General features: G+C 63.2%; 28 protein-coding genes. 15 read left to right on the top strand and 13 right to left on the bottom strand.

Annotated elements, in window-relative coordinates:
* Positions 1-41 precede the first annotated feature (41 nt).
* Entirely contained in the window at positions 42-944 is a 903-nt protein-coding gene (locus JO965_RS06620; protein WP_203442899.1) for a DMT family transporter, read from the bottom strand.
* A gap of 94 nt (positions 945-1,038) precedes the next feature.
* Between JO965_RS06620 and JO965_RS06615 the strand changes: the two genes are divergently transcribed.
* The 5 genes from JO965_RS06615 (at position 1,039) to JO965_RS06595 (ending at position 4,473) form a co-directional block, all read left to right on the top strand.
* Positions 1,039-1,578, top strand: coding sequence for a MarR family winged helix-turn-helix transcriptional regulator (locus tag JO965_RS06615; protein WP_203442898.1), 540 nt, complete (start codon positions 1,039-1,041; stop codon positions 1,576-1,578).
* Between the two features lie 202 nt (positions 1,579-1,780).
* Positions 1,781-2,398 carry a 50S ribosomal protein L25/general stress protein Ctc gene (locus JO965_RS06610; protein WP_203442897.1) on the top strand — a complete coding sequence of 206 codons (618 nt, stop codon included), beginning with the start codon at positions 1,781-1,783 and terminating at the stop codon, positions 2,396-2,398.
* Between the two features lie 86 nt (positions 2,399-2,484).
* Positions 2,485-3,096, top strand: a complete 612-nt coding sequence (gene pth, locus JO965_RS06605; RefSeq protein WP_203442896.1) for an aminoacyl-tRNA hydrolase — start codon at positions 2,485-2,487, stop codon at positions 3,094-3,096.
* A gap of 52 nt (positions 3,097-3,148) precedes the next feature.
* Positions 3,149-4,246, top strand: coding sequence for a redox-regulated ATPase YchF (gene ychF, locus JO965_RS06600; RefSeq protein ID WP_203442895.1), 1,098 nt, complete (start codon positions 3,149-3,151; stop codon positions 4,244-4,246).
* Between the two features lie 74 nt (positions 4,247-4,320).
* On the top strand, positions 4,321-4,473 hold the full coding sequence (locus JO965_RS06595) for a hypothetical protein (RefSeq protein ID WP_203442894.1): 153 nt from the start codon (positions 4,321-4,323) through the stop codon (positions 4,471-4,473).
* A 7-nt stretch (positions 4,474-4,480) separates the two neighbouring features.
* On the opposite strand, the gene JO965_RS06590 is transcribed toward JO965_RS06595, so the two are convergent.
* On the bottom strand, positions 4,481-4,906 hold the full coding sequence (locus tag JO965_RS06590) for a group III truncated hemoglobin (protein ID WP_203442893.1): 426 nt from the start codon (positions 4,904-4,906) through the stop codon (positions 4,481-4,483).
* Positions 4,907-5,179: 273 nt separating this feature from the next.
* Here JO965_RS06590 and nfi point away from each other — a divergent pair, with 273 nt between their 5' ends.
* From nfi to JO965_RS06575, 3 genes are all read left to right on the top strand, one after another.
* The gene (gene nfi / locus JO965_RS06585; RefSeq protein ID WP_203442892.1) at positions 5,180-5,848 is read left to right on the top strand and encodes a deoxyribonuclease V; all 669 of its coding nucleotides are present in this window, start codon (positions 5,180-5,182) and stop codon (positions 5,846-5,848) included.
* A gap of 132 nt (positions 5,849-5,980) precedes the next feature.
* The gene (locus JO965_RS06580; protein ID WP_203442891.1) at positions 5,981-8,935 is read left to right on the top strand and encodes a PQQ-dependent sugar dehydrogenase; all 2,955 of its coding nucleotides are present in this window, start codon (positions 5,981-5,983) and stop codon (positions 8,933-8,935) included.
* Positions 8,936-9,041: 106 nt separating this feature from the next.
* Entirely contained in the window at positions 9,042-10,052 is a 1,011-nt protein-coding gene (locus JO965_RS06575) for a MaoC family dehydratase (protein WP_203442890.1), read from the top strand.
* On the opposite strand, the gene JO965_RS06570 is transcribed toward JO965_RS06575, so the two are convergent.
* Entirely contained in the window at positions 10,049-10,627 is a 579-nt protein-coding gene (locus tag JO965_RS06570; RefSeq protein WP_203442889.1) for an HD domain-containing protein, read from the bottom strand. The two genes, JO965_RS06575 and JO965_RS06570, sit on opposite strands and share 4 nt — an antisense overlap.
* A 12-nt stretch (positions 10,628-10,639) precedes the next feature.
* Positions 10,640-11,185 carry an adenine phosphoribosyltransferase gene (locus JO965_RS06565; protein WP_203442888.1) on the bottom strand — a complete coding sequence of 182 codons (546 nt, stop codon included), beginning with the start codon at positions 11,183-11,185 and terminating at the stop codon, positions 10,640-10,642.
* Positions 11,186-11,237: 52 nt separating this feature from the next.
* Between JO965_RS06565 and JO965_RS06560 the strand changes: the two genes are divergently transcribed.
* Positions 11,238-11,426, top strand: coding sequence for a hypothetical protein (locus tag JO965_RS06560; protein WP_203442887.1), 189 nt, complete (start codon positions 11,238-11,240; stop codon positions 11,424-11,426).
* A 1-nt stretch (position 11,427) separates the two neighbouring features.
* On the opposite strand, the gene JO965_RS06555 is transcribed toward JO965_RS06560, so the two are convergent.
* Positions 11,428-12,303: an S-methyl-5'-thioadenosine phosphorylase gene (locus JO965_RS06555; protein WP_203442886.1), complete on the bottom strand. Its 876-nt coding sequence runs from the start codon at positions 12,301-12,303 to the stop codon at positions 11,428-11,430.
* A 185-nt stretch (positions 12,304-12,488) separates the two neighbouring features.
* On the opposite strand from JO965_RS06555, the gene JO965_RS06550 reads away from it, so the two are divergent.
* A complete protein-coding gene (locus JO965_RS06550) occupies positions 12,489-12,989 on the top strand; it encodes a cupin domain-containing protein (protein ID WP_203442885.1) in 501 nt (166 codons plus the stop codon).
* Here JO965_RS06550 and JO965_RS06545 read toward each other — a convergent pair whose 3' ends face one another.
* The 4 genes from JO965_RS06545 to petA all read right to left on the bottom strand — a co-directional run bounded on the left by JO965_RS06545 (position 12,990) and on the right by petA (position 16,449).
* Positions 12,990-13,598 (bottom strand): hypothetical protein, encoded by a 609-nt coding sequence (locus JO965_RS06545; RefSeq protein WP_203442884.1) that lies wholly within the window; start codon positions 13,596-13,598, stop codon positions 12,990-12,992.
* Positions 13,599-13,671: 73 nt separating this feature from the next.
* Positions 13,672-14,556: a cytochrome c1 gene (locus JO965_RS06540; RefSeq protein ID WP_203442883.1), complete on the bottom strand. Its 885-nt coding sequence runs from the start codon at positions 14,554-14,556 to the stop codon at positions 13,672-13,674.
* A 24-nt stretch (positions 14,557-14,580) separates the two neighbouring features.
* The gene (locus JO965_RS06535) at positions 14,581-15,861 is read right to left on the bottom strand and encodes a cytochrome b/b6 (protein ID WP_203442882.1); all 1,281 of its coding nucleotides are present in this window, start codon (positions 15,859-15,861) and stop codon (positions 14,581-14,583) included.
* Positions 15,862-15,885: 24 nt separating this feature from the next.
* Positions 15,886-16,449: a ubiquinol-cytochrome c reductase iron-sulfur subunit gene (gene petA, locus JO965_RS06530; protein WP_203442881.1), complete on the bottom strand. Its 564-nt coding sequence runs from the start codon at positions 16,447-16,449 to the stop codon at positions 15,886-15,888.
* Positions 16,450-16,711: 262 nt separating this feature from the next.
* Here petA and JO965_RS06525 point away from each other — a divergent pair, with 262 nt between their 5' ends.
* The gene (locus JO965_RS06525; protein WP_203442880.1) at positions 16,712-17,191 is read left to right on the top strand and encodes a tRNA (cytidine(34)-2'-O)-methyltransferase; all 480 of its coding nucleotides are present in this window, start codon (positions 16,712-16,714) and stop codon (positions 17,189-17,191) included.
* Positions 17,192-17,203: 12 nt separating this feature from the next.
* Entirely contained in the window at positions 17,204-18,100 is an 897-nt protein-coding gene (gene hemF, locus JO965_RS06520; protein ID WP_203442879.1) for an oxygen-dependent coproporphyrinogen oxidase, read from the top strand.
* Positions 18,101-18,352: 252 nt separating this feature from the next.
* Here hemF and JO965_RS06515 read toward each other — a convergent pair whose 3' ends face one another.
* From JO965_RS06515 to JO965_RS06500, 4 genes are read right to left on the bottom strand one after another with little or no spacing between them, the layout of a single operon-like run.
* Positions 18,353-19,597, bottom strand: a complete 1,245-nt coding sequence (locus JO965_RS06515) for a CCA tRNA nucleotidyltransferase (protein ID WP_203444086.1) — start codon at positions 19,595-19,597, stop codon at positions 18,353-18,355.
* The gene (locus JO965_RS06510; protein ID WP_203442878.1) at positions 19,597-19,854 is read right to left on the bottom strand and encodes a DUF6111 family protein; all 258 of its coding nucleotides are present in this window, start codon (positions 19,852-19,854) and stop codon (positions 19,597-19,599) included. Before JO965_RS06510 ends, JO965_RS06515 begins: the two co-directional genes overlap by 1 nt.
* Positions 19,851-20,489 carry a CoA pyrophosphatase gene (locus JO965_RS06505; protein WP_203442877.1) on the bottom strand — a complete coding sequence of 213 codons (639 nt, stop codon included), beginning with the start codon at positions 20,487-20,489 and terminating at the stop codon, positions 19,851-19,853. Before JO965_RS06505 ends, JO965_RS06510 begins: the two co-directional genes overlap by 4 nt.
* A complete protein-coding gene (locus JO965_RS06500; protein WP_203442876.1) occupies positions 20,489-21,088 on the bottom strand; it encodes a DUF1285 domain-containing protein in 600 nt (199 codons plus the stop codon). The genes JO965_RS06505 and JO965_RS06500 overlap by 1 nt, the downstream gene beginning before the upstream one ends.
* A gap of 198 nt (positions 21,089-21,286) precedes the next feature.
* On the opposite strand from JO965_RS06500, the gene JO965_RS06495 reads away from it, so the two are divergent.
* Genes JO965_RS06495 through JO965_RS06485 form a run of 3 tightly spaced genes read left to right on the top strand, consistent with a single transcriptional unit; the run spans position 21,287 to position 26,048 of the window.
* Positions 21,287-22,303 carry a MoxR family ATPase gene (locus JO965_RS06495; protein WP_203442875.1) on the top strand — a complete coding sequence of 339 codons (1,017 nt, stop codon included), beginning with the start codon at positions 21,287-21,289 and terminating at the stop codon, positions 22,301-22,303.
* Between the two features lie 10 nt (positions 22,304-22,313).
* Complete coding sequence (locus tag JO965_RS06490) at positions 22,314-23,237, top strand: DUF58 domain-containing protein (RefSeq protein WP_203442874.1); 924 nt, start codon at positions 22,314-22,316, stop codon at positions 23,235-23,237.
* Between the two features lie 6 nt (positions 23,238-23,243).
* On the top strand, positions 23,244-26,048 hold the full coding sequence (locus JO965_RS06485) for a DUF4159 domain-containing protein (protein ID WP_203442873.1): 2,805 nt from the start codon (positions 23,244-23,246) through the stop codon (positions 26,046-26,048).
* The last annotated feature ends 11 nt before the right edge of the window (positions 26,049-26,059 follow it).

Raw genomic sequence — 26,059 nt, 5'->3', positions numbered from 1 at the left:
CGGCTCAGACAAATCCGTGACCGTTCGTTGCTCGCAAAGTATCACGCATCCTTGCGGCGGTTGGCCAGGATGCCGCCGGCCATGATGCAGGCGAGTCCCATGAAGGACAAAGCCGTCAGCACGTCTCCGAACAGGACGGCGGCGAGCAGCACGCCGAAGCCCGTGCCCCAATAGCCGATCTGGCTGAACACCACTGGCCCGGCGATCTGCTGCAGGCGAAAGTTCATCACCTGCGAGAGCGCCGACATCGCTCCCAAGCCCACGAGCCAAGAGACGATTGTGGGGTCGTCGAACCGCCACTCCATCGGTGTCTCGAAGACGGGTGCCATCAGGGCCACCATCACGCTGGAGCTGAGCGATGCGCCGCAGGAGAACGCGAGCGCCGACGTGCCCTTCGGCCACCAAGCCGAGCGGATGATATTGCCCGCTGCCGCACAGACCGGGATCACGAGGCCTACAGCCACCCAAACCGGCTGCCCGATATCGATCTGCAAAATCTGCTGCTGAACCAGGGCGATCATGCCCGTGAAGCCGATCACAATCCCGAGGAAGCGGCGCAGGAACATCCGCTCTATTCCTAAGCCCGCCGCAAAGGTCATGGTGAGCAGCGGCGACAGGCAATAGACGATGGAGGTGTAGGCAGGCCCTACCCTCTCGACCACGAAATAGGACAGGACGCTCGGTACCGCGAAGCTGACGAGCCCCAGGACGACATACAGCACGAGATGCTCCGGCGCGGTCGGGATCTTCTGCCGGAAGGCCGCGAGCCACGGCAGCAGGAACAGGCCGGCTGCGAGGTTGCCGAAGACACCGAGCTGAAAAGGCTGGATCCCTGCATCCAGCGCCACCTTGTTCATCATGATCCGGCTGGCAAAGAGGAAACCGCACAGGCCCAAAAGACCAATGGCGGATTCCGAGGCACTGGAGAGACGTGCTGCGATCATAGACGCACCTTCGAGGAGGCTTCCTGCGGCGGGGCATTGCAAGAAGCGTGACAGGAAATTATCTTGATATAAAGATAAATAGGCGATTATCTCGATGTCAAGACAAATTGAACTCCCCTCCTCGACAGCACCTCAGGATGGAATCGACGAACGCCGCGCCCAATGGGCAAAAGAACTCCCGGAGGTCGATACACGTGGCATGGCGATCCTGGGACGCGCGCGCTGGATCACGCTGACCGCGCGCCCGCCCATCGAGGCCGTATTCAAGGCTCATGATCTGGACAGCGGGGAAGTCGACGTCCTGTTCTCGCTCCTTCGCTCCGGCCCACCCTACCGGTTGCGCCCGACGGAACTGTTCCGCTCCCTGATGATCTCGTCGGGCGGCCTCACGGACCGCCTGAACCGTCTCGCCAAGGCCGGCCTGATCCGGCGAGCCACTGCTGAAGGCGACGGGCGCAGCCTGCCGGTCGAGTTGACGGATGACGGGATTCGGCTTGCGCAAAAGGCCTTTCGCGAGGATATGGCCATCGAGGCTGCCATGCTTGAGGGACTGACCGAGGAAGAGCAAATTCAGTTGGCCGACCTTCTGAGAAAGCTCGCATTGACGATCACAGCCTCGCGGCCGTTCAGCTGAGCTTCTCCGTCTCTGCCAGACTGAAGATCGGCCGAGAGACCGAGCCAACTTGTTGCATTTCGGGTGGTTCTTCTCTATAAGCCGCCTCGCGCCCGCTCGACACCCTTGGAGGCACGGGCGCGGACCTCATGGCCGCCGGCAGGTTCTTCACAGAACCCGGGCGGCCATCGGTTTTTCAACCCATTTATCAAGGACCACGACCATGAGCGAAGTAAAGCAAATCAAGGCCGTGGCGCGCGACCGGGCCGGCAAGGGGGCCGCCCGGGCCGTTCGTCGCCAAGGCCAAGTTCCCGCCGTCATCTACGGAGCCGGCCAGCCGGCCCAGGCGATCGCCCTCGACTTCAACCAGACCAAGCAGCTGATCTTCGCCGGTCACTTCCTGACCACGATCTTCGAGATCGACGTCGACGGCAAGACGGTCCGCGCCATCCCGCGCGATTACCAGCTCGACCCGGTGAAGGACTTCCCTGTCCACGTCGACTTCCTGCGCCTCGCGCAGGGTCAGGCGATCAAGGTCGTGGTTCCGGTGCACGTGGTCGGCCAGGAGAAGAGCCCCGGCGTGAAGCGCGGCGGCACGCTCCAGATCGTCGAGCACTCGGTGGAACTGCTCGTTCCCTCCGACGCGATCCCGGACTACATCGAGGCTTCGGTCGAGGGTCTCGACATCGGCTCCTCGGTCCACCTGAACGACATCAAGCTGCCGAAGGGCGCGAAGGCGACCTCCACCGAGAACGCCACCCTCGTCACCGTCGTGGCTCCGACCGGCCTGAAGGAAGAGGCTGCAGAGGCTCCGGCCGCTGAGGTCGCCCCTGCGGCCTAATGGCCTGAACGGGCGTTCAAGCCCATCGATCGGCTTCAACGCTCCGACCGAAAGGCCGGAGCGTTTCTTATGAGCAGGACCACGCGATGCGCCTCTTCGTCGGCCTCGGCAATCCCGGATCCCGCTACGCCAGGAACCGCCACAATATCGGATTCATGGCCGTGGACGAGATTGCGCGCGTGCACAACGCGGGTCCTTGGCGCAAACGCTTTCATGCGGAAGCGGCGGACGCGGTAATCGGCGGCGAGAAGGTTCTGCTGATCAAGCCGCAGACCTATATGAATCTGTCCGGCCAAGCGGTGGGAGACGCGCAGAACTTCTTCAAGATCCCGCTGCATGACGTGACGGTCTTCTACGACGAGCTCGATCTTCCCCCCGCCAAGCTGCGCGTGAAGATCGGCGGTGGCAATGCCGGCCACAACGGCCTGCGCTCGATCTCGGCCCATTGCGGCAACGAGTATCGCCGCGTGCGCCTCGGCATCGGCCATCCCGGCCACAAGGCACTGGTGCAGAACCATGTGCTGGGCGATTTCGGAAAAAGCGAAGAGCCCTGGGTCGACGACCTGTGCCGGATCATCGCGGACAACTCTGCCCTTCTCGCAAAAGGCGAGGATGGAAGTTTTCAGAACAAGGTCCACCTCGCCATGGAGGCGAGAGGCTGGACGGATGTGAAGCGGCCTGGAGAAAAGGCCACGTAATTTTAAGAACAACACCAGCGGCATGCGCTGGCTATGGACAAGGAGTGAGGCCATGGGCTTCAAGATGGGCATCGTCGGTCTGCCGAATGTGGGCAAGTCCACCCTCTTCAATGCGCTGACGCAGACAGCGGCCGCACAGGCTGCCAATTACCCGTTCTGCACCATCGAACCCAATGTGGGCGACGTGGCGGTGCCGGACGAGCGGCTCGATCAGCTCGCGGGCATCGCCAGCTCGGCGCAGATCATTCCGACACGCCTCACCTTCGTGGACATCGCCGGCCTCGTGCGCGGCGCCTCCCGCGGCGAAGGTCTCGGCAACCAGTTCCTGGCCAATATCCGCGAAGTCGATGCCATCGCCCACGTCGTGCGCTGCTTCGAGGATACGGACATCACCCACGTCGAAGGCAAGATCGATCCCGTCGCCGATATCGAGACCATCGAGACTGAGTTGATGCTGGCCGACCTCGACAGCCTCGAGAAGCGCGTCACCGCGCTCGAGAAGAAGGCCAAGGGCAACGACAAGGAAGCGAAGGAAACCCTCGACCTCGTCAACCGTACCCTGCCGCTGCTGCGCGACGGCAAGCCCGCCCGCATGGTGGAGCGCAAGCCCGAGGAAGAGCGCCTGTTCCAGATGCTCGGCCTCCTCTCCTCCAAACCCGTGCTCTACGTGTGCAACGTGGAGGAGGCCTCCGCCGACAAGGGCAACGAGTTCTCGGCGAAGGTCTTTGAGCGCGCCAAGGAAGAGGGCGCCAAGGCCGTCGTCGTCTCGGCCAAGATCGAGAGCGAGATCGCGGTTCTCCCCCTGGAGGAGCAGCGGGACTATCTCGATGCCGTCGGCCTCGAGGAGCCCGGCCTCAACCGAGTGATCCGCGCCGGCTATGATCTGCTCGGCCTCATCACCTATTTCACCGTCGGCCCGAAGGAGGCCCGCGCCTGGACGATCACCAAGGGCACCAAGGCCCCGGGGGCCGCCGGCGTGATCCACACGGATTTCGAGAAGGGCTTCATCCGCGCCGAGACCATAGCCTATGCGGACTATACCTCGCTCAAGGGCGAGGCCGGTGCGCGCGATGCGGGCAAGCTGCGGCTGGAGGGCAAGGAGTACACGGTGCAGGACGGCGACGTCATGCACTTCCGGTTCAATACCTGACAATTTCCTGAACGGCTGCTTTTTCGTCCGTTCAGGACCGTTCTGCGACAAAGCCTGCATGAAGGATGTGATTCATGCAGGCTTTTTTTGACAACTTCGTCTCTCCCGGGCTTGGCAATGCCGAATTCTTCGTCGGCGTGCTCGTCGCCTGCGGCTTCCTCATGATCGGGATTTCGTCCCTGCTCCCGAAGCGCGGCAACGACAAGCTTGAGTGGTGGGAGCGCTAATTTAAGCCTATGGCAACCGGAGCGCCTTCGGTCCGATCCCGAGGCCGATCTGCAGGCTCTCAGCGATACGCTGCGCACGATCGAGGAAGAACGCCGCCACATCCGGCTCGCAGATCTCACTTGCCGTCTTTTCAAACAGCGCCAGCCAGCGGATGAACAGCTCCGGTGTGAGATCAAGGCCGAAATGCGCCGCCTGCGGCTTACCGCTGTAGCGGCCGGTCCTGAGTGCAATCGAGGACCAGAAATCCACCATCAGGGCCAAATGCTGGCTCCAGCGGCCGGACAGCTCCTCGTGGAAGATCGGCCCAAGCTCGGGATCGCGGATCACCCGGTCATAGAAGGTTTCCACAAGCCGGCGGATCAACTCTTCCGAGACGCCCTCGGCCGGGCTGATGATCGGGATACTGCGGCCGGTAGTGGCTGAATGAGCCAATGCCTCTCTCCTGCTCAAACCGGCGCATCGTGCGGAAAAGTGGGCCCGGTTTTCCGCGCCTGACGATGCGCCACTTAAGGGATTGAGCATCGGATCGATCCCAAAAGCGCAAATCCACTTTTGGGTCCGATGCTCGACCGGACATGAACGCAAGCGCCAGTCCGGGTCAACCTGGACTTTAAAGGCGAATTGTCCCTCCGGGGATGATCCAGATCAAAGCGGATCGTTCCTGAACCTTGAGCGTTGAAGCCTTGTCACCTTCAATGCTCCACCATGAAGCTACATCATCGTCACGCTTGGAATCTCACCCCCTCCGAGGCCATCGCCCTTCAGCAGCAGCTTCGAGCGGAAGTCGTCTCCGACAGCCCCATCGATCTCGATGCTGTGCAGCTCGTGGCCGGCGTCGATGTGAGCGTGAAGAACGAGCAGTCGCAGGCGGCAATCGTGGTGGTCACCTATCCGGGCTTTCTGCCGGTGGAGACCGTGCTGGCGCAGCGCCCTACCCCTTTTCCGTATGTTCCGGGTCTTTTGAGCTTTCGCGAAGGCCCGGTTCTCGAAGAGGCATTCGAGAAACTGAAATCCGAACCGGATGTCTTCCTCTTCGACGGCATGGGCATCGCGCACCCTCGCCGCATCGGCATCGCCAGCCATATGGGCCTGTGGCTGCAGCGCCCGACCATCGGCTGCGGCAAGACGCTGCTGTGCGGGCGCTACAAGGACCTCGGCGAGGAGAAGGGCTCCGCCGCCCCGCTCGTCGACCGCAAGGAGGTCATCGGCGTGGCGCTGCGCACCCGCACCGCCAAGAACCCGATGTTCATCTCCCCCGGCCATCTGGCCGACATCCCGAGCGCCGCCGAACTCGTCCTGCGCTGCTCGCCAAAGTATCGCCTGCCCGAGCCGATCCGGTTGGCGCATAACGCGGCAGGGCAGTTTTTGCCCTGAACGCCACCAAATGCCGCAGATCGGATGGAAACCTGACGTTTCGTCAGGAATCCTCTCCGTTCAGAGAGTTGTCGCCCGCAAGGGCCTCCGCAAGAGATTAGGGCGGGACTCTTTCAATGCGGGGCATTCATCATGGCAATTATTTACGGCACTTCTGGCTCCGACGATCTTAGGAGTCGAGCGACAAACCAGGACGACACGATCTATGGGTACGACCCCAATGTGCCCGAAATCGTCGGCACGCGGATCGCGGCGGGCCTGACCCAGCCACTCTTCGTCACCGGTGCCCCGGACAATTCAGGCCGCCTGTTCATCGTGGGCAAGCAGGGAACCGTTCAGATCGTCGGCGCGGACGGGATGATTGCCGCAACGCCGTTTCTGGACGTAAGGGATCAGGTCTCAACAGCCGGCGAGGTCGGCCTCCTGGGCTTCACCTTCCACCCGGACTTTGCCAACAACGGCAAGGTTTACGTGTTCCTGTCGCTCAAGGGAGAGAATACCAGCGATCCACGGCACAACGAGTCGCAAATCCGGGAATACACTGTCGATCCGAGCTCGCCGAACGTACTCGACCCCGACAACTACAAAGTCATCCTTGAGACAACCGAATATACCGAGGGCTCAGGGAACCATCGCGCGGGCTGGATCGGCTTTAGCCCGACGGACGGCTATCTTTATGCCGCAATGGGCGATGGCGATCAGAATTGGAATGCGCAAAACCCGACCAGCCTTTTGGGCAAAATCCTGCGGCTCGACGTGAATGGACCGGACGCTTTTCCCGACGACGCCAAGAAGAACTACGCCATCCCGGCGAACAACCCGACCGTTTTCGACAATGCGGACGATTTGGCGCAGCCGTCCGAGGTTTACGCCATCGGTTTCCGCAACCCGTGGCGCGCCAGCTTCGGGCCAGACGGCCGGCTCTTCGTGGGCGATGTCGGCGCAGATACGGCGGAAGAGATCAATCTCGTGGTCGCTGGCGCGAACTACGGTTGGGGGCGACAGAACAACCATCCCGGCGATCCCGACGACGGGCCGACCCCTGAAAACAACGACGGCTACACGGACGCGATTCATTCGTACTTTCACGACGAGGGCATCGGATCGTCGGTCACAGGCGGGTATGTCTATAACGGCCCCATAGCCGCCTTGCAGGGCAAGTACGTTTTCGGCGACTTCGGCAGCGGCCGGATCTGGACGCTCGAACAAACTGGCTCCGGCTGGGTGAAAACTGACATCACCGCCATGATTCGCCCGAGTGGTGGCACGATCGGGGGCATCGCCTCCTTCGGCACCGACAGGAACGGCAAACTCTACGTGGTCGACATCGGTGGCGAGGTGTTCCGCCTCGATGCAGGCGGCGGCGGGTCAGACTTAGGCGATACCCTTGATGGCGCTGGCGGCAGCGACACCATTTATGGCGGCGATGGCAACGACATCATTAATGGCGGCACAGACGATGATCATCTGTATGGCAACGCCGATGATGATGATCTTTATGGCGATGCTGGCGCAGATACGCTCAATGGTGGTGCTGGCGACGATATCTATCATGTCGACAGCGCCGACACGATCGTCGAGGCCGCCGACAATGGGCACGATATCGTTCAGGCTCTCGCATCGTTCACGCTACAGGCCGACCAGGCCGTCGAGGTCCTCCAGGTACAGGTTGAAGAGAGCGAGGATGCACTCGATCTGACCGGAAATGAGTTTGCGCAGGAGATTTACGGAAATGCCGGCGCCAACCGACTCGACGGCAGGGGCGGCGCGGACAGGATGGAAGGTTTTGACGGCGACGACACCTATGTCGTGGACCGCGCGGACGACATGATCGACGAGGATGAGGGCAAGGGCACCGACACATTGATTGCAAGCGTCTCCTACGAGCTTGCTGACGATGCCGATGTGGAAATCCTCAAGGCTGCGGACGGCACCGATGACATCGATCTGACCGGCAATGCCATTGGCAATATCCTCTACGGCAATGGTGGCGATAACCGTCTCGATGGCGGCGGTGGTGACGATACGGTCGTCTTTACAGGCAATCGTGCCGACTACACGGTCGAACGGAATGCGGACGGCTCTGTGACCGTCGCCGACAATCGCGATGGAGCGGACCAGATCTTCAACATGGAGATCTTCCAGTTTGCCGATCGCAGGGTGAGCCGTGAGGGGCTGCTCAACGTCGCACCGAAGGGTCTTTCACTCGATAGCGATGCGGTGGCGGAAAACAGCAGGACAGGGCAGCCTGTCGGCAAAATCTCCGTTCAGGATGATGACGGTGGCACGCATCAACTCACACTTGTCGACAGCGCCGGTGGCCGGTTCTCGCTCGACGCGACCGGCAATCTCCTCGTGGCGGATGGCGTCAGGCTCGATTACGAACAGGATGTCCAGCATACGATCACCGTGAAGGCCACGGATCCCCATGGCGAAAGCACCACCAAAAGCTTCATCATTCGTGTTCAGGACGATCCCGATGAAGAGGCGATCGGAAGTGCCGGGGCCGACGTGATGAAGGGAGGCAACGGCAACGATTCCTTCCGCGGTCTCGCAGGGAGCGACCGCGTCGATGCAGGCCTCGGCAACGACACCTTGATGGGTGGTTCCGAGAACGACACTCTCATCGGGAGCGCTGGCAAGGATCGTCTCTACGGCGACACCGGTAACGATTCGCTCGAAGGGGGGAACGACGCCGACCTGCTGAATGGCGGCACAGGCAACGATCGCCTTCTCGGCGGTCTGGGCCAGGATTCCCTCACTGGCAGCTCAGGTCGGGACGTGTTCGTCTTCGACGACAGGGAGACGGGCTCCTCCAAGACCAAGGCCGATTACATCACCGACTTCTCCGGCCGCAGCGGCGACCGCATCGATCTCAAGCTGGTCGATGCCGACACCAAGAAGCGTGGCGACCAGAAGTTCTCGTTCATCGGCGAGAAGGCTTTCACCAAGGCGGGTCAGGTGCGCTACGAGAAGACGAAGAAGGAAACTTACGTCTATCTCAACACCGACAGCGACAAGGCAGCCGAGGCGGTGATCAAGCTGAAAGGCGCCATCGACCTGCAGAAGAGCTGGTTCGTGCTCTAACCGGCTGCTGAGCAAGGACAGCACTGAACACAAACCACGATTGCGGCAGCGGGCCTCCCCTCCGGAGGCCCGCTGTGTTAGGGCAACCTCCAACAGGGGATTGCCCATGCGCACGTTCGAAGATCTTCCTCCGGGCCTGACCGAGACTTTTGGCCCTCTCACCGTCTCGAAGGACGACATCCTGGCCTTCGCGCAGGAATATGATCCGCAGCCCTTCCACGTGGACGAGATCGCCGCCAAGGACAGCTTCATCGGCACCCTGATCGCCTCGGGCTGGCATAGCTGCAGCCTCAACATGCGCCTGCTCGCCGATGGGCTGATTCTGGATTCTTCTTCCATGGGATCGCCGGGCATCGAGGAGGTGAAATGGGTGAAGCCCGTGCGGCCTGGCGACACCCTGCGCTCGCGCATGACGGTTGTGGAGAGTCGCATCTCCAAGAGCAGGCCCTCGCTCGGACTCGTGCGGTTCCATTTCGACATGATGAACCAGGCCAACGAGACCGTCCTGACCCAGACCAACTGGATCATGTTCGCGACCAAGAATGCCGAACCGTTCAGGGGCGAGAGCCGCAGCGCCCTTGCGGCCGCGGCGGATGCCCTGCCCAGCTCCGCACCTGAGCGGGAAATTCCGCCGATCTCGGCCAATCCCTATTTCGAGGATCTCGTCATCGGCGAGACGGAGGAACTGGGCTCCTACACCTTTACGCCCGACGACATCATCGGCTTTGCCAGGCAGTTTGACCCCCAGCGCTTCCATGTGGATGCAGAGGCCGCAAGGAGCAGCCTGTTCGGCGCCCTGTGTGCCTCAGGCTGGCACACGGCGAGCGTGTGGATGAAGCACATGGTCGGCTACCGCGATCGCGTCCGCGCCTATGCGCTTGCCCACGGCCAGCGGCCGGCACGGCTTGGCCCCTCCCCCGGCTTTTCCAACCTGAAATGGCTCAAGCCCGTCTATGCGGGCGACACGGTCACCTATCGTTCGACCGTCACCGCCAAGCGCGCCTCGGCCTCCCGCCCCGGCTGGGGCCTGGTGTTTCATCACAACACCGGCACGAACCAGCACGGGGAAGAGGTGTTTGCCTTCGACGGAATGGTGTTCTGGGAGCGGCGGGCTTAATCGGCCTTTGAGGCCTCCGCTCGCGCTCTTGTTTCCTCATCGAGCAGAGCGCGGACCTTGGCGAGGAATGGATGAGCCGATGTCTGCTTCTGCCCGTAATCGAGATTGAACGCGTAGTCGAAGCTTGCTGGGTTCTGCCGCTGGTTGTGCTGGAGAATCGTCTCCAGTTTGTCGAGCCCCTTGGCAAGAATGGCCTCGGGCGATGAGGCCGCCTCATATTCTTCCCACAAATCCAGGATCTCGGCCCGCTTTGTCGGATGAAGCGCTTTGGTCAGGACCTCGAGATCGGCCCTCTCCTGCGTAGACTTATTGAAATCCTCCGTCTGCAGCACGGCAGGAATGTCACCACTCAGGGCTTCGCCGAGATCATGAACGATGCAGAGCTTGATGAGGCGTAAGGGATCGATGTTCTCGAATTCATCGGAGAACACCAGCGCCATGAGGCACAAACGCCATGTATGCTCGGCCACGCTCTCGGGGCGGCCGGTCGAGGTATAGCCGCTGCGCAGGGTGCTTTTGAGCCGCTCCGCTTCACGCAGGAATTCCAACGCTCCGGTAAGGCGGTCGCCCGACATCGCCGGTGCTCCTCAATGCCCTTCGAAGCTCACGAGGCTACGGACCTCGACGCCAAGATCACGCAGCTTCTGCGCCCCGCCGAGATCGGGCAGATCGATGATGAAGCAGGCGGCGACGATGTTGGCACCGATCTGGCGAAGCAACTGAGTGGCTGCGACTGCCGTGCCGCCGGTGGCGATGAGATCGTCGACGAGGATCACGCGCTCATCCTGACCGATAGCATCGGTGTGAATTTCCATCTCGTCAACGCCGTATTCCAGCGAATAGGCGATCCGCACCGTCTCGTGGGGCAGCTTGCCCTTCTTGCGGATCGGCACGAAGCCGGACGAGAGCTGGTGTGCCACCGCGCCGCCGAGGATGAAGCCGCGCGCTTCAATGCCTGCCACTTTGTCGACCCGGCCGCCTGCGAAGGGATGAACCAGTTCGTCCACGGAACGCCGGAAGGCCCGCGCATCTCCGAGCAGGGTCGTGATGTCCCGGAACACGATACCGGGCTTCGGATAATCCGGGATCGAGCGAATTGCGGCCTTCAGGTCGGTGACGAGACGCTGGTCCATGTGTGAGCCTGCCATAGGTAGAAACTGTTGAGGTTATTCGAGGAGCTGTGCCATGGCCGAACAACCCTCCCGAACCGTTCTGACCGACATCGACATTCCTTTTGGAAGCCTAGTTCTGTTCTTCGTCAAGGCTTCACTCGCGGTGATCCCGGCTGCCATCATCGTGAGCTTCATTCTGGCCTTTATCGGCTGGCTCCTCCGCTTGATCTTCGGCTTCGGCCATATGGGCTGGCCGGGCTAACTCAAGCTTTCAGGACCCTACCCGCCACCGCATCCAGCTTTCTCAGAAGTTCCGGATCACGGGCTGAAGGCGCCGTCATGATGGCGCCGTCGAGCGCCCGGTCGGAGCCTACCGGGCACGGCTCGTGCTCGGCCGGGAAATCCTTGGCAACACGGGCGACGAGGCGGGCCACTTTCGTGGCGTTCTGGTGCGCAACGGCGACGACGGAGGCGACATCCACATTGTCGTGCTCCGGATGCCAGCAATCGTAGTCGGTCACCATGGCGATGGTGGCATAGGTGATCTCGGCCTCGCGGGCGAGCTTGGCCTCCGGCATCGCCGTCATGCCGATCACGTCGTAGCCGAGCTTCTTGTATGTCATCGACTCCGCATAAGTGGAGAATTGCGGCCCCTCGATGCAGACCAATGTGCCGCCGAGGGCGAACGGGATCTTCTCGGCCACCGCCGCATCGGCGATGCGCTGGCGCAGCAGCGGACCGACCGGATGCGCCATGGGCACATGGGCGACGCAGCCCTGTCCGAAGAAAGACGTTTCGCGCTTGTGGGTGCGGTCCACGTATTGGTCCACCAGCACGAAGAAGCCGGGATAGTACTCGTCCTTGAACGAGCCGACAGCGGAGACCGAGATCAGGTCGGTGACGCCCACGCGCTTCATTACGTCGATATTGGCGCGGTAGTTGATGTCGGAGGGTGACAGGCGGTGTCCGCGCCCGTGGCGTGGCAGGAATGCGATGGTGGTCTCGCCAATGCGCCCGATGCGCAGAACGTCGGAAGGCTCTCCCCAGGGAGAAACGATGCGTTCCTCGCGCATATCCTCCAATCCCGGCAGATCGTAGACCCCCGATCCACCGATAATGCCTAGAACTGCCTTCGTCATTGTAGTCCTCGCCTGATTGGGCACTGGCCACTGTCATAGCCGAGGGCTGGTCTCGCCCCAAGCCCGGCCCTCACATCCTTGGGGATTCGCTTGAGGATCGCTCCCTGCCAGGAAAATATGTGGCCGGTTCGTCGAAACGCCTCATATAGACCCTCGACTGTCATCGATGGAAAGGCAGATTGTCCATGTCCGAGACCAAGCGCCCCTCCTTCATCCGGCACTACGAAGAGCTCCAGGGCGACGGCACCGCCGTCTTTCGCGGCACCAAGGAATTGCGGAGCATCAACTCGCCCTTCTCCGAAGCTCTCGGCCTGACGGCGCTCGGCATTCATCACGAATTGCTGCCGCCGGGCCGCCGCACCTCGTTTCCCCATGCGGAAAGTTCGGAAGAGGAATTCGTCTATGTGATCGAAGGTACGCCCGACGCGTGGATCGACGGCGATCTCTTCCGCCTTCGCCCAGGCGATGCGGTCGGTTTTCCCGCTGGAACCGGGATCGCGCACAGCTTTCTCAACAACACGGACGAGCCCGTCCGGCTGCTGGTCGTCGGCGAGGCGAACAAGGACGAGAACCGGATCGTCTATCCGGTCAATCCGGAGCTGCGCGCCCATCGCACGGATTGGTGGGACGATGCACCCATGCGTCCCCTCGGCCCGCATGACGGCAAGCCGCGTCGGCCGGGCTGATCAGCCAAGCGGAAACGAGGCGATCTCGTCCGTCATGAGGCAGGGAAAGAGCGTCTCGCGAACGAGCCTGATCCGTTTCACGGGAGCCGTGATGGAGACGGGCAAACTTTCGATGCGCGCGATCACATCATCCGAAATGGCGGTCTTCGTCCGGTAGCGCACCAGGGTCGAGTGGATCAGATCGTAGATAAGCGGCTTCTGGCCGGGCGGCGGGGGAATCTCGCGGACGATCCGCTGGCGGATGGCCTCGATCAGGCCGCTTTCCTCGGTCGCCGTCACGATGATGGCCGTCTCGGTGACCTTGAGACGGGAAAAGCACAGCTTCAAGGCCCGGTGGCCGGTGCAGAGTTCCTCCAGAATACCCTCGCCTCCTTCGGCGATGCTCCGCCAATAGGCATCCTTGTCGTAGCCGCCCTTGACCGTCAGCAGCGGATAGATCGTGACATGGAGCCCGTGCTTCGGCCCGACATGCAGAGGTTCCGGCCAGAGTTCGACGAGGGCCCGCTGCAGGCCTTCAAAAGCGCTCCGGGTTTCAGGCTCGAGGCTGGGCTGGACGTGATAGGCGAGGCACGGCTGCCCCCAGATATCGTCGGCGATCGTCTGCAACATGGATGTCGAGATAAAGTCCGTCCCGCATCGTGTCATCTCAAAAGAAAAAGGCCCCGAAGCGGGGCCTTGATCCTCAAGGATTGTGCGTCATCGGAGGAGTGGCGTGGCCTTCGACCTCGCCGCCCACCCGGGCCCAGACCTTCTTCTTCGTGAAGTAGAGCAGGCCGGACAGGACGATCAGGAACAGGATGACCTGGAAGCCGAGGCGCTTGCGGGCTTCGAGATGCGGCTCTGCCGTCCACATGAGGAAAGCCGTGACGTCGCGGGCGTATTGGTCAACCGTCTCCGGCACCTGAGGCTGGCCGGCCTCATTCTTCGGATACTCGACCTGGCCGTCGCTGAGCGGCTTCGGCATCGCGATCACGTGGCCCGGATAATAGTGGTTGTAATGACCACCCTCAGGGACCGTGAAGCCCTGCGGGGCCTCCTCGTAGCCGTTGAGCAGCGCGACGAGGTAATCCGCGCCGTTCTCCGAGTACTGACGGAACACATCGGTGATGAACCAGGGGAAGCCGCGCTCATAGGTGCGGGCCTTGGGCATCAGGGACAGGTCTGGCGGAGCCTTGCCGCCATTGGCCGACGCAGCCGCGTTCTCGTTCGGGAACGGAGACGGGAAGCGGTCGGCCGGCCGGCCGGGACGCTCGAACATGTCGCCGGCGTCGTTCGGGCCGTCCTGGATCTTGTACTCGGCCGCAAGCGCGCGGACCTGCGCCTCGGAGAATTGCGGGCCGCCCGGCTCCGACAGGTTGCGGAAGGCGACGTAGCTCAGGCCGTGGCAGGAGGCGCAAACCTCCCGGTAGACCTTGAAGCCGCGCTGGAGCTGGGCCCGGTCGAAGGTGCCGAACGGACCCTGGAAGCTCCACTTGAGCTGCGGCGGGACCGGGGTCTCGCCGGCGGCGAAGGCCGGAGCGGCAAGGCCGAGAACGGCGGCTGCGATGAGAAGAGTACGCTTCATCATTGGTCTGTTTCCTCTACTCTCGCATCAGCCCTTGGAATGCGGCTCGGCATTGGCACCGGCCGGAATGCCAGCTCCGCCCTTTTGCACGCCCATGACGGATTCGAGAATCGAATTCGGCAGCGGCAGCGGACGCTCGACGAAGCCGAGCACCGGCAGAACGATCAGGAAGTGGGCGAAGTAGTAGACCGTGCAGATCTGGGACGCGATCACGTACCAGCCCTCAGCCGGGCGGGACCCCAGCCAGCCGAGCAGGACGCAGACAAGCACGAAGACCCAGAAGAACTGCTTGTAGAGCGGACGGTAAGCCGTGGAGCGCACCTTCGAGGTGTCGAGCCAGGGCATGAAGCACCAGATCACGATGGCCGCGCCCATGGCGATGACGCCGCCGAGCTTGTCGGGGATGGCGCGCAGGATCGCGTAGAACGGCAGGAAGTACCACTCAGGCACGATGTGTGCAGGCGTGACGGCCGGGTTCGCCGGGATGTAGTTGTCCGCATGGCCGAGATAGTTCGGCATGTAGAACACCCAGTAGGCGAAGAAGATCATGAACACGACGACGGCAAAGATGTCCTTGATCGTGGCGTAAGGCGTGAACGGAACCGCGTCCTTGCCCGATTTGATCGGGATGCCGGTCGGGTTGTTCTGGCCCGGCACGTGCAGCGCCCAGATGTGGAGTGCAACCACGCCCACGATCATGAAGGGCAGAAGGTAGTGTAGGGAGAAGAAGCGGTTTAGGGTCGGGTTGCCCACTGAATAACCGCCCCAGAGGTAGTGCACGATCGTCTCACCGACGAGCGGGATCGCCGAGAAGAGGTTGGTGATCACGGTGGCGCCCCAGAAGCTCATCTGGCCCCAGGGAAGTACGTAGCCCATGAAGGCGGTTGCCATCATCAGCAGGAAGATGATCACGCCGAGGATGTAGAGAACCTCACGCGGCGCTTTGTAGGAGCCATAGTAGAAGTTCCGGAAGATGTGGATGTAGACGGCGACGAAGAACATCGACGCGCCGTTGGCGTGCAGATAGCGGAGCAGCCAGCCGTATTCCACATCGCGCATGATGTGCTCGACCGACTGGAACGCGAGAGACGCATTCGGCGTGTAGTACATGGCCAGGAACACGCCGGTCACGATCTGCGAGACGAGCATGAACGCCAGGATGGCGCCGAAGGTCCAGAAATAGGTCAGGTTCCGCGGCACCGGGAAGGCGATGAACGAGGAATGGACGAGACCGGCGATCGGCAGACGGCTCTCGAACCACTTACCGAAGGCGCTCTTAGGAACATAAGTTGTGGAATGCTGGCTCATGGATATCGCCTGATCGTCGCTGGGTTACGCCGTGGCTTCTTGGCCGATGATGATCTTCGTGTCGGACGCGAAGGTGTAGGGCGGGATCGGCAGATTGGTCGGAGCCGGACCGCCGCGGACGCGGCCGGAGGTATCGAACACCGAGCCGTGGCACGGGCAGAACCAGCCATGGTACTCACCCTGCTGGCCGAGTGGCACGCAGCCCAGATGGGTGCAGTTGCCGAAAACGACCAGCCAAGGGGCATGCCCCTCTTTCACGCGGGCCGAGTCGGCCTGGGGGTCGCGTAGGGAGGCCACATTCACGTCCTCGGCAGCCTTGATCTCTTCAGGCGTACGGTGACGAACGAAGACCAGCTTGCCGCGCCAGAAAATCTTGACGATCTGCCCTTCGGCGATCGGGCTCAGGTCGACCTCGACGGGCGCGCCGGCAGCCACCGTCGCCGCGTCGGGCGCCAGGGACTGGACGAACGGCCATACCAGGGTGGCTCCGCCGACAGCGGCGGCTGCGCCTGTGGCGATGTAGAGGAAATCGCGCCGTGTCGGCTCAGCGACATGAGTGGTGGTCTCGGCCACTTGGCTCTCCAGCATTGATCAAAAAACGAGAACCGCGCATCGGCAATACCTTGGAAACCCAGGCATTCGACACACGAGGTCCAAAATGGAACAAGCATGCGTGTCGACGCGCGCGCAATGCGACTGGGAGTCGCCACGCGGTGGCTCTTTGGCACGGCCAAGCCCGCCTGTCCATAGCCGGATTGGAGTTGTTCCAGCCTGTGGCGCAAATGCCGCCGGCTTACCAGCCTTTGAGAGCTCCCTTGACGGCAAGGCTGGTTGCCCCGATGACGGGCGCATGCCCCGTCTTGCCATCTATCAGCCGGACATCCCGCAGAATACCGGCACCATGCTGCGCCTCGCTGCGTGCCTCGGCGTGCCGGTGGAGATCATCGAACCTGCGGCCTTCGACGTCTCCGACCGAAACCTGCGTCGCTCCGGCATGGATTACCTGAGCCATGTCACCATCACGCGGCACATCTCCTGGCGCGCCTTCGAGTCCTGGCGACAGGAGGCCAAGGGCCGTCTGATCCTGACCACCACCAAGGGGGCCACCCCCTACGCCGATTTCGCCTACCGGCCAGACGACATCATCCTGGTCGGGCGGGAATCCGCCGGTGTGCCGGAGGAGGTCCACCAAGCGGCTGATGCCAGGATCGTCATTCCCATGCAGCAGGGGATGCGCTCCCTCAACGTGGCCGTGACCGCCGCCATGATCCTCGGGGAGGCTCTGCGGCAGACGAACGCGTTTCCCCATCCTGCACTTTCAGAAACCTGAAGCGATACCATCATGACCGATACGAAAGCCGTCGAGCGCCTGCAGACAGAGGCCCCCCTTTGGTTCGCTCTGCTGCGCGACAGGATCTGCACCGCCTTCGAGACCTTGGAGGACGAGGTCACGGCTCCCCTCCCCATGGAGGCCTCCGAGCCCGGCCGGTTCGCGCGCACCCCGTGGGAGCGCAAGGACCACAGCGGCGCTCCCGGCGGCGGGGGCACCATGTCCATGATGCAAGGTCGCGTGTTCGAGAAGGTGGGCGTGCATGTCTCGACGGTGCACGGAGAATTCGCGCCGGAATTCCGCGGCCAGATCCCTGGCTCGGACCAGGACCCGCGCTTCTGGGCTGGCGGCATCTCGCTCATCGCGCACCCTTGGAACCCGAACGTTCCAACGGTGCATATGAACACCCGCTTCGTGGTCACCACGAAGCCCTGGTTCGGCGGCGGAGCGGATCTCACCCCCGTGCTCGACCGGCGGCGAACAAAGGACGATCCGGACACCGTCGCCTTTCATGAGGCGATGGAAGAAGCCTGCCGGACCCATGCGCCGGAAGGCTCCTACGAGAAGTACAAGAAGTGGTGCGACGAGTACTTCTTCCTCAAGCACCGCAACGAGCCGCGCGGCATCGGCGGCATCTTCTACGACTATCACTGGACCGGGAACCCGGACGAGGATTTCACCTTCACCCGCAGTGTGGGCGAAGCGTTCCTCAAGATCTATCCGGAGATCGTCCGGCGCAACGTCACCAAGCCTTGGACCGAGGAGGACCGCATCGAACAGCAGGTGCGCCGCGGACGCTATGTGGAGTTCAACCTGCTCTACGACCGCGGCACGATCTTCGGCCTGAAGACAGGCGGCAACATCGCGTCGATCCTCTCCTCCATGCCGCCGACGGTGAGGTGGCCTTAAGAACGAAGTGTCATCCCGGACGGCGAAGCCGATCCGGGATCGGGTGACGAGGATGGCGCTAGAACCCTCCTCTCCCTTGTGGGGAGGAGTTGGAGGTGGGGGTGTGAGCGGTAGCCTATGAAGGCTTCGCGCCAGCACCCCAACCCTTTTCCCTCCCCCTTGTGGGGAGGGAAACACGCGCTTTATTTTGGAAACGATCCCGGATCTTCGCTGCGCTTTGTCCGGGATGACACAAAGGTCGACGGAGCAGTCTTAAACCTGCCCCAGCACCCGCCCGAGCAAATCCCTCGCATAAGCCTCGTCCATCCGGCAGCCTTCCGCCAGCCACGCCTGTCGGGCCCGGGCGAGCAGCTCGCCGACCTTCGGCCCCTTGGGAACGCCGCCCTCGATCAAATCGGCGCCGCGCAGGGGAAAGACCGGAATCGGCTCAGCGCCGCTGCGGAAGCGTTCGAGAGCTTCACAGGCATCGGCATGGACAACGGGGAATGGCTCGCCAGCTGTGGCTGCCACGACAATGCCGATGGCCTCGATGTCATGATCCGCGGCCATACGGCGGATAGCCACCGCATCGACTGACGAGGTCTGAGTCTTGAGCAGGCACAGGAGCCGCGCATAGGCGGTAAGCTTCTTGTGCTCGTCGTTGGAAAGCCTCAGGCGCTCCCGCAGCCGCTCGGCATCCTCCTCGACCATGACGGCGAGCGCTGCCAATCGCCAGATCGGGACTGGTTCATTCTTGTCATAAGCCGCCACCCGACTGAGGCGCCCGAACTCGGCGGCACCGCCCAAAAGCCATGTCAGGAATCCATAGTTGGCCAGGATACGGATCGTATCCTTTGCCCGCCGAGCGACGAGGAGCTTGAGAAGCTCGTGCCGGATCCGCTCCTTCGAGAGGATCGTCAGGCCCTGCCGTTCGGCGCCTGAGGCGGCAAGCCCGTCTGGATCCGGATCGGCGTCCGCATACTCCGCATGGAAGCGGAAGAAGCGCATGATCCGCAAATAATCCTCGCGGATGCGCGTACGGGCGTCGCCGATGAACCGGACGCGCCGGGCGGCGAGATCGGCCACGCCGTCGGTATAATCGTAGAGCTGTCCGTCGAGGCCGAGCGAGAGAGCATTGATGGTAAAATCGCGCCGCTTGGCATCGAGCGCGAAATCGCGGCCGAAATGCACGACCGCATAGCGTCCATCCGTCTCCACATCCTCGCGTAACGTGGTGATCTCGAAGGGTTCGCCAGCGACGATCACCGTGATCGTGCCATGCTCGATCCCGGTCGGCACGGCCTTGAAACCGGCCTTCTTCGCGCGTTCGATGATGGCCTCGGGCAGCATGGTGGTGGTGCAATCCACTTCGGTCACCGGCCGCCCGAGAAGAGCATTGCGCACGGCTCCGCCCACGATGCGCGTCTCCTCCGCATCGTCATTGAAGGCCTCCAGGAGACTGCGCAGCTCGGGGCGCTCAAGAAGGCTCGCCAGCGCCTGTCGGTCGAGGGTTTCCATCACTCGAAATGCCCTGGGACGACCCGTCCGTTTTCCACATGGGTCGGTACATAAGTGCCGGTCTGGCGCTCGGCCAAGAGGCCCGTCGCGATCAGCGAGACGATGACGAAACTCAAGCCTGCAATGGCAAGCCAGAGCGATTGATCGCTCCAATGCGACCAGATCAGGGGATTGCGGCGACGGACGACGAGATATGCGGCGAAGAGGACGAACGGCAGGAGGAACAGCACCAATCCCTGAACAACCGCACGCGTCATGAACCGTAGAGCCTCTCGTACAAATTGCGGATGATGCCCGCCGTCACCCCCCAGATGTAGCGCCCCTGATAGGGCATTGCATAGTAGCGGCGCACCCTCCCCTTCCACTCGCGCGAATGGAGTTCGTGGCGCGCAGGGTCCATGAGGAAGCTGAGTGGCACCTCGAACGTATCGGCGACCTCATCATGATTGAGGTTGAGGGTGTAGGAAGGCGCGATCCGCGCCACTGCCGGGATGACGAGATAATTCGTGGTGGATAAATAAGCGTCGAGATAGCCGAGCGGACTGATGAAGCGGCTGTCGAGGCCGATCTCCTCCATTGCCTCGCGATAGGCCGCCGCCAGGACGGAAGCATCCTCCGGGTCGACCCGACCGCCAGGAAAGGCGATCTGCCCGGAATGCTGGCGCAGATGGGCCGCGCGCTCGGTGAGGAGCAGCATCGGTTCCTCGCGCATGACGACGGGCACGAGCACCGCGGCTGGCTTCGGGGTCAAGGGATGGACGAGGGGCTCGTTGTCGAGGCTGTGATCGCCCCTCGGATTGGCCAGGACTTCGTCCGGATGCGGAGGCTCGGGCCGCAGCCGCTCGGCCGCCAGCGTCAGAAAATCCGGTGCGTCATGGGGTGCAAGCCGCATCAGGACGCGCCCAACTCGCTGACCGGAGCGATATGGAAGAACAGACCGCTTGCCGTGATACCGAAGGTGGAAACGCCTTCCTCATCCTTTTCTTCACCCAGCGCGATCAGATCTAGCGCCAGAGCTCGCGTCACCCGCGCCCACAGCTCGCCCCGAACCTTCACGTAAGGCTTCACACCGCCATTGGCGTCCCGCTCGAAGCGTAAGGGGTGCTCAGCACTCACCGGCACGAGATCGTCCACATTGGTGCGGAAGGCGATCTGGCGGCTCTCACCCTCTCCATCAACAGCCATTTCGACCGCAAGGAAAGGTGCGTCCTCGACCGTGATCCCGACCCGCTCGACCGGCGTCACCAGCACGTAGCGCTCCGGATCCTTGCGCAGAACCGTCGAGAACAGCTTCACGAGAGCGGAGCGGTTGATGGGAGTGCCCATGTAGTGCCACGTCCCGTCAGCTGCGATGCGCATGTCGATGTCGCCGCAATAGGCCGGGTTCCAGCGCTCGACCGGCGGGGGACCTTTGCGCTTGGCTTCAGCGCCGAGCGCCTCGGTCAGGCGGGCCAAGGCATTCCCGGAAATGGCGGGTGAGGGATCGGTCATGACGCAAGCGTGAACAGGATTTTGAACTTTATGGATCGACGAACAGCCATCGATTGTTACTTCCTAGAGCATAGAGTCCCCGGCGGTCCCGTCCACTCCATATCGGTCCTTTGCTGCGGCGCAACGACCCTTGCGTCTCGACACGGATCGAAGGCAGACTAGCTACCGGGGGCAGTTGCGAACGAGGAGAGTGACCTCATGACGGCCAGCATTGCTCAAGCGCCCACCGCCCTGGACGACGCGATCATCCGCAGCGCGGAGGCGACCCTTGAGACTGTCGGCCGTGCCCGCGAGGCCATTCACACGGTCATTTTCGGCCAGGAAGACGTAGTCGACCTGACCCTCATCACCCTTCTCGCCGGCGGCCATGGCCTTCTCGTCGGCGTCCCCGGCCTCGCCAAAACGAAGCTCGTGGAAACGCTGGGCATTGTGCTCGGGCTCGACGCCCGCCGCATCCAGTTCACACCCGACCTGATGCCCTCCGACATTCTCGGCTCCGAAATCCTCGACGAAGGCGCCGATCGGCGCCGGTCCTTCCGCTTCGTGAAGGGCCCGGTCTTCGCGCAACTCCTGATGGCTGACGAAATCAACCGCGCGAGCCCTCGAACCCAATCCGCCCTGCTCCAGGCCATGCAGGAGCATCACGTCTCCGTGGGCGGCGAGCGGCACGATCTGCCGCAGCCCTTCCATGTGCTCGCCACGCAGAACCCCATCGAGCAGGAGGGCACCTATCCCCTGCCCGAGGCCCAGCTTGACCGCTTCCTGCTCGAGATCGACGTCGGCTACCCGACCCGCGATGCCGAGCGGCGCATCCTGATCGAGACCACGGGTGCCGAGGAACACAAGCCCCAGGCCGTCATGAATGCGGAAGCGCTCATGAACGCGCAGCGCCTTGTCCGCCGCCTGCCGGTCGGCGAAAGCGTGGTCGATGCGATCCTCGATCTCGTCCGCTCGGCCCGTCCGGAAGGCGACGGGGTCGATGGCGTGACCGACAAGATCCTGTGGGGGCCGGGCCCCCGCGCCAGCCAAGCCTTGATGCTGGCGGTGCGGGCCCGCGCGCTGATCGAGGGTCGTGTAGCCCCCTCCATCGCCGACGTGGTGGCGCTGGCCGAACCGGTGCTCAAGCACCGCATGGCGCTGACCTTCTCCGCCCGGGCGGATGGAGAGACGATCAAGAGCGTTGTGGGCCGGCTCACCGCGCGGCTGGCAGGCTAGGATCTCAGTCATGGCCCGTGTCCGGGTCCTCCCCGAAAGTGCCCGCTCGCCAGGTCGCCGCGAAACCGAGAGCGCGCTCTCCCTGGCCAGCCGGATGCCGCATCTCGTGCTCGAGGCGAGGCGTGTCGCTGCGAACCTCGCCCACGGGATCCATGGCCGCCGGCGCGCCGGCACCGGAGAGACCTTCTGGCAGTTCCGACCCTTCGTCGCCGGAGAGGCCGCGCAGCGCATCGACTGGCGCCGCTCGGCCCGCGACGACCGGCTCTACGTGCGCGAGCGCGAATGGGAGACGGCCCAGACCGTCTGGTTCTGGCTCGACCGTTCCGCCTCCATGGGCTACGTCTCGGATCTCGCGCAGGCACCCAAGATCGAGCGCGCCATCGTGCTCGGTCTGGCGCTCGCCGACTGCTTCGTGGAAGCCGGAGAGCGGGTCGGCATGCTGGGTCTGATGCCGCCACGCGCCACACGGCGGATTGCCGAGGCCATGGCACAGACCTTGGTGGCGGATCGCACCTCGCTTGAAGAGGATCTGCCGCCGCAGGCTCCCATCGCACCGCAACACGAAGCGATCCTGATCAGCGATTTCCTGTCGCCCGTCAGCGACATCACGGCCATGGTCGAAGCCATTTCGTCGCGCGGAGCGCGCGGGCACCTCGTGATGATCGTCGATCCCGTCGAGGAGACCTTCCCGTTCCAGGGTCAAGCGGTTCTGCACGATCTCGAGGACGGCCTTTCGCTCCGCATCGGCGATGCGATCTCCTGGGGGCAAGCTTATCGACTGCGGATCGAGCACCATCGGGAGGAACTTCAGCAGCTCGCCCGCCGCCGTGGCTGGACGCTGACCATCCATCGGACCGACCGGCCTGCCAGTGAAGCGGCGCTGCGCATCATGACGCTCGTATCGACCTCTCGCGGCACAGCATTGGGAGGGTGATGAGCGATGCTGGGCCTTCCTCTCACCTTCACCGTTCCGCTCGTCCTGACGGCCCTGGCAGCTCTGCCGGCGATCTGGCTGCTCCTGCGCATCACGCCGCCGCAGCCGAAGCGCGTCGACTTTCCACCCCTGAAGATCATGGCCGACCTAAGGCCAGAGGAGGAAACGCCTGCCCGTACACCCTGGTGGCTTCTTCTGCTGCGGCTGCTGCTCGCCGCCTTCCTCATCCTCGCAGCCGCGGGTCCGATCTGGAATCCGCTCGCGGAGGACAATAACCGTTCACCGCTTCTGATCATGCTCGACAACGGCTTTGCCTCCGCCCATGACTGGCGCGATCGCCTGAACCTCGCCACCGAGCGCATCGAGGCAGCGGGACGCGACGGACGCACCGTTGCTCTGGTTGCAACGGCGGAAGCTCCTGCCGCTATCGAACTCGCGAGCCCGGCCGCCGCGCTTGAGCGGCTGCGGTCCTTAAAGCCTCTGCCGCATCTTCAGGACCGTCAGGCTCATCTCGATTCCATCAGGCGTTTCATGGAATCCACGCCTGAGGTAAATATTGTCTGGATCAGCGACGGGGTGGCCGGCGTTGATGGACAGGGCTTCATCGACGGCTTAGCGCAAATGGCGAGCGGGCAGCGGATTACCGTCCTGAAAGCGGAACGTGCTCCGGCGCTCGCCGTTGCCGGTGTTGAGAATGCCAGCGGCCAACTCAACGTCAAACTGGTACGACCCGAACCAAACGGACGCGATGCCGGCACGGTGCGCGCGCTCGATCTGAGGAGCCTGCCGCTCGCCGACATGCGCTTCTCCTTCGATCAGAACGCCACCGAGACGAATATCGCCTTCGATCTGCCGACCGAGATCCGCAACGCCATTGCCCGCATCGAGATCCTCGGCGAGGGCTCGGCTGGCGCAGTGCATCTTCTCGACGAGCGGGGCAAGCGCCGCCGCGTCGGCCTCGTCTTCGGCGGCACGTCCGATCAGGCCCAACCCCTTCTCTCGCCGCTCTATTATATCGAGCGCGCACTCTCGCCTTATTCCGAAATCCGCAATGGCCGTGGCGCGGTCGCCGATGCGGTGAACCAACTGATCGACGAACAGGTTTCCGTTCTCGTGCTCGCCGATGTGGGCGGCCTCGACCGCGAGACGCTCGGCAAAGTGACGGCCTTCGTCGAGCAGGGCGGCATGCTGCTGCGCTTCGCCGGCTCCAGGTTGGCCGCCGGCAATGATGAACTCGTGCCCGTGCGCCTGCGCCGGGGCGGCCGCAGCCTCGGCGGCACGCTGTCCTGGGACACGCCGAAGACCTTCGCACCGTTCACCCGCGAAAGTCCCTATTTCGGCCTCGCCGTGCCGGAGGAGATCGGCATCCGCCGCCAGATCCTCGCGGAACCGGATGGCGACCTGCCGTCGAGAACCTGGGCGTCGCTCGCCGATGGCACACCCATCGTCACGGCGGACAAACGCGGCGACGGTATGATCGTGCTCTTCCACGTCACCGCCGACACCACCTGGTCGAACCTGCCCCTGTCGGGCCTCTTCGTCGACATGCTGCGCCGGACCACGGCTCTTGCCGGGGCACCAGGCGATATGAATGCGGAAGCGCGCAACGCGGAGAACGAGACGGTGGCCCCTCGATTGACCCTCGATGGCTATGGCATCTTCACCTCGCCTCCGGCGAATGCCCGTGCTGTGCCGCGCAACTATGCCGACCGTGCGACCGGGGAGCATCCGCCGGGCTTCTATGGCCCCGTGGATTCGAGCCTTGCGGTGAATGCGCTTCTGCCGGGCGACCGGCTGGCCCCACTCAATTATGCGCCGCTCAGTGCGCGGATCGCGCCGCTCGCCGGTGCACAGACCATCGATCTACGCATGCCGCTCTTCATGCTCGCACTCGCGCTCCTGCTGATAGACACCCTCGTCTCGCTCTGGCTCGGCGGCCACCTGTCGAACCTTACCGGACGCCTGCGCCGAGCTGGTGCTGCGGCTGCCATCATCCTCGGCGCGTCGTTTGTCCTCAATCCGGTCTCCGATGCGAGCGCGCAGGAACGCCGGTCGTCCATGATGATGGAGAGCACCAATCCCGCTCTCGTGACGCGACTGGCCTATGTTGTCACAGGAGACTCGCAGGTCGATGAGACGAGCAAGGCGGGACTGGCCGGACTGACGCAGGTGCTGAGCCAGCGGACTGCCCTTTCGCCCGGCGAGCCCATCGGCATCGATCTCTCGCGCGACGAGGTCGCATTCTATCCGCTGATCTACTGGCCCATCGTCGCGTCGCGTCCCATGCCGTCCGAAGCTGCGATCCGGCGCCTTGATGCCTTCATGAAGGGGGGCGGCACGGTGATCTTCGACACGCGCGATGCCTTCGGCAATCGCCCGGACGGAGCGCCCACCGCCGAGGGACAGTACCTTCGCCGGATGCTGGCAAGCCTCGACATTCCCGAACTCGAGCCCGTGCCGGCCGATCACGTGCTGACCAAGACCTTCTACATTCTCGACACCTTCCCCGGCCGCTATGCCACGGGACAGACCTGGGTCGAGGCTCTGCCACCCGCACCCGAGGGTGAAGCAAACCGTCCGGCCCGCTCGGGCGATGGCGTCTCACCGATCATCATTACGTCCAACGATCTCGCCGCCGCCTGGGCTGTGGGCGCGCGGGGCGAATGGATCTATCCGGTCGTCGGTAGCGATCAACGCCAGCGGGAATTCTCGTATCGCAGCGGCGTCAACATCGTCATGTATGCGCTGACCGGCAACTACAAGGCCGATCAGGTGCACGTGCCGGCCCTGCTCGAACGCCTCGGGCAGTAAGGGGAGATCGC

Source organism: Microvirga sp. VF16 (genome assembly GCF_016864375.1).
Classification (GTDB): Bacteria; Pseudomonadota; Alphaproteobacteria; order Rhizobiales; family Beijerinckiaceae; genus Microvirga.
Note: the sequence above shows the minus strand (reverse complement) of the source record. Positions and strands in the feature narration are given on the sequence as shown.

Coding starts and splice junctions, on each gene's coding strand:
- pth (WP_203442896.1), top strand. CDS start 2,485: ATGCGCCTCTTCGTCGGCCTCGGCAATCCCGGATCCCGCTACGCCAGG.
- JO965_RS06575 (WP_203442890.1), top strand. CDS start 9,042: ATGCGCACGTTCGAAGATCTTCCTCCGGGCCTGACCGAGACTTTTGGC.
- petA (WP_203442881.1), bottom strand. CDS start 16,449: ATGCTGGAGAGCCAAGTGGCCGAGACCACCACTCATGTCGCTGAGCCG.
- JO965_RS06510 (WP_203442878.1), bottom strand. CDS start 19,854: ATGACGCGTGCGGTTGTTCAGGGATTGGTGCTGTTCCTCCTGCCGTTC.
- JO965_RS06580 (WP_203442891.1), top strand. CDS start 5,981: ATGGCAATTATTTACGGCACTTCTGGCTCCGACGATCTTAGGAGTCGA.
- JO965_RS06555 (WP_203442886.1), bottom strand. CDS start 12,303: ATGACGAAGGCAGTTCTAGGCATTATCGGTGGATCGGGGGTCTACGAT.
- JO965_RS06560 (WP_203442887.1), top strand. CDS start 11,238: ATGGCCGAACAACCCTCCCGAACCGTTCTGACCGACATCGACATTCCT.
- JO965_RS06500 (WP_203442876.1), bottom strand. CDS start 21,088: ATGACCGATCCCTCACCCGCCATTTCCGGGAATGCCTTGGCCCGCCTG.
- JO965_RS06525 (WP_203442880.1), top strand. CDS start 16,712: ATGCCCCGTCTTGCCATCTATCAGCCGGACATCCCGCAGAATACCGGC.
- ychF (WP_203442895.1), top strand. CDS start 3,149: ATGGGCTTCAAGATGGGCATCGTCGGTCTGCCGAATGTGGGCAAGTCC.
- JO965_RS06505 (WP_203442877.1), bottom strand. CDS start 20,489: ATGCGGCTTGCACCCCATGACGCACCGGATTTTCTGACGCTGGCGGCC.
- JO965_RS06495 (WP_203442875.1), top strand. CDS start 21,287: ATGACGGCCAGCATTGCTCAAGCGCCCACCGCCCTGGACGACGCGATC.
- JO965_RS06610 (WP_203442897.1), top strand. CDS start 1,781: ATGAGCGAAGTAAAGCAAATCAAGGCCGTGGCGCGCGACCGGGCCGGC.
- JO965_RS06620 (WP_203442899.1), bottom strand. CDS start 944: ATGATCGCAGCACGTCTCTCCAGTGCCTCGGAATCCGCCATTGGTCTT.
- JO965_RS06595 (WP_203442894.1), top strand. CDS start 4,321: ATGCAGGCTTTTTTTGACAACTTCGTCTCTCCCGGGCTTGGCAATGCC.
- JO965_RS06515 (WP_203444086.1), bottom strand. CDS start 19,597: ATGGAAACCCTCGACCGACAGGCGCTGGCGAGCCTTCTTGAGCGCCCC.
- JO965_RS06490 (WP_203442874.1), top strand. CDS start 22,314: ATGGCCCGTGTCCGGGTCCTCCCCGAAAGTGCCCGCTCGCCAGGTCGC.
- hemF (WP_203442879.1), top strand. CDS start 17,204: ATGACCGATACGAAAGCCGTCGAGCGCCTGCAGACAGAGGCCCCCCTT.
- JO965_RS06485 (WP_203442873.1), top strand. CDS start 23,244: ATGCTGGGCCTTCCTCTCACCTTCACCGTTCCGCTCGTCCTGACGGCC.
- JO965_RS06570 (WP_203442889.1), bottom strand. CDS start 10,627: ATGTCGGGCGACCGCCTTACCGGAGCGTTGGAATTCCTGCGTGAAGCG.
- JO965_RS06545 (WP_203442884.1), bottom strand. CDS start 13,598: ATGTTGCAGACGATCGCCGACGATATCTGGGGGCAGCCGTGCCTCGCC.
- nfi (WP_203442892.1), top strand. CDS start 5,180: ATGAAGCTACATCATCGTCACGCTTGGAATCTCACCCCCTCCGAGGCC.
- JO965_RS06565 (WP_203442888.1), bottom strand. CDS start 11,185: ATGGACCAGCGTCTCGTCACCGACCTGAAGGCCGCAATTCGCTCGATC.
- JO965_RS06540 (WP_203442883.1), bottom strand. CDS start 14,556: ATGATGAAGCGTACTCTTCTCATCGCAGCCGCCGTTCTCGGCCTTGCC.
- JO965_RS06535 (WP_203442882.1), bottom strand. CDS start 15,861: ATGAGCCAGCATTCCACAACTTATGTTCCTAAGAGCGCCTTCGGTAAG.
- JO965_RS06550 (WP_203442885.1), top strand. CDS start 12,489: ATGTCCGAGACCAAGCGCCCCTCCTTCATCCGGCACTACGAAGAGCTC.
- JO965_RS06615 (WP_203442898.1), top strand. CDS start 1,039: ATGTCAAGACAAATTGAACTCCCCTCCTCGACAGCACCTCAGGATGGA.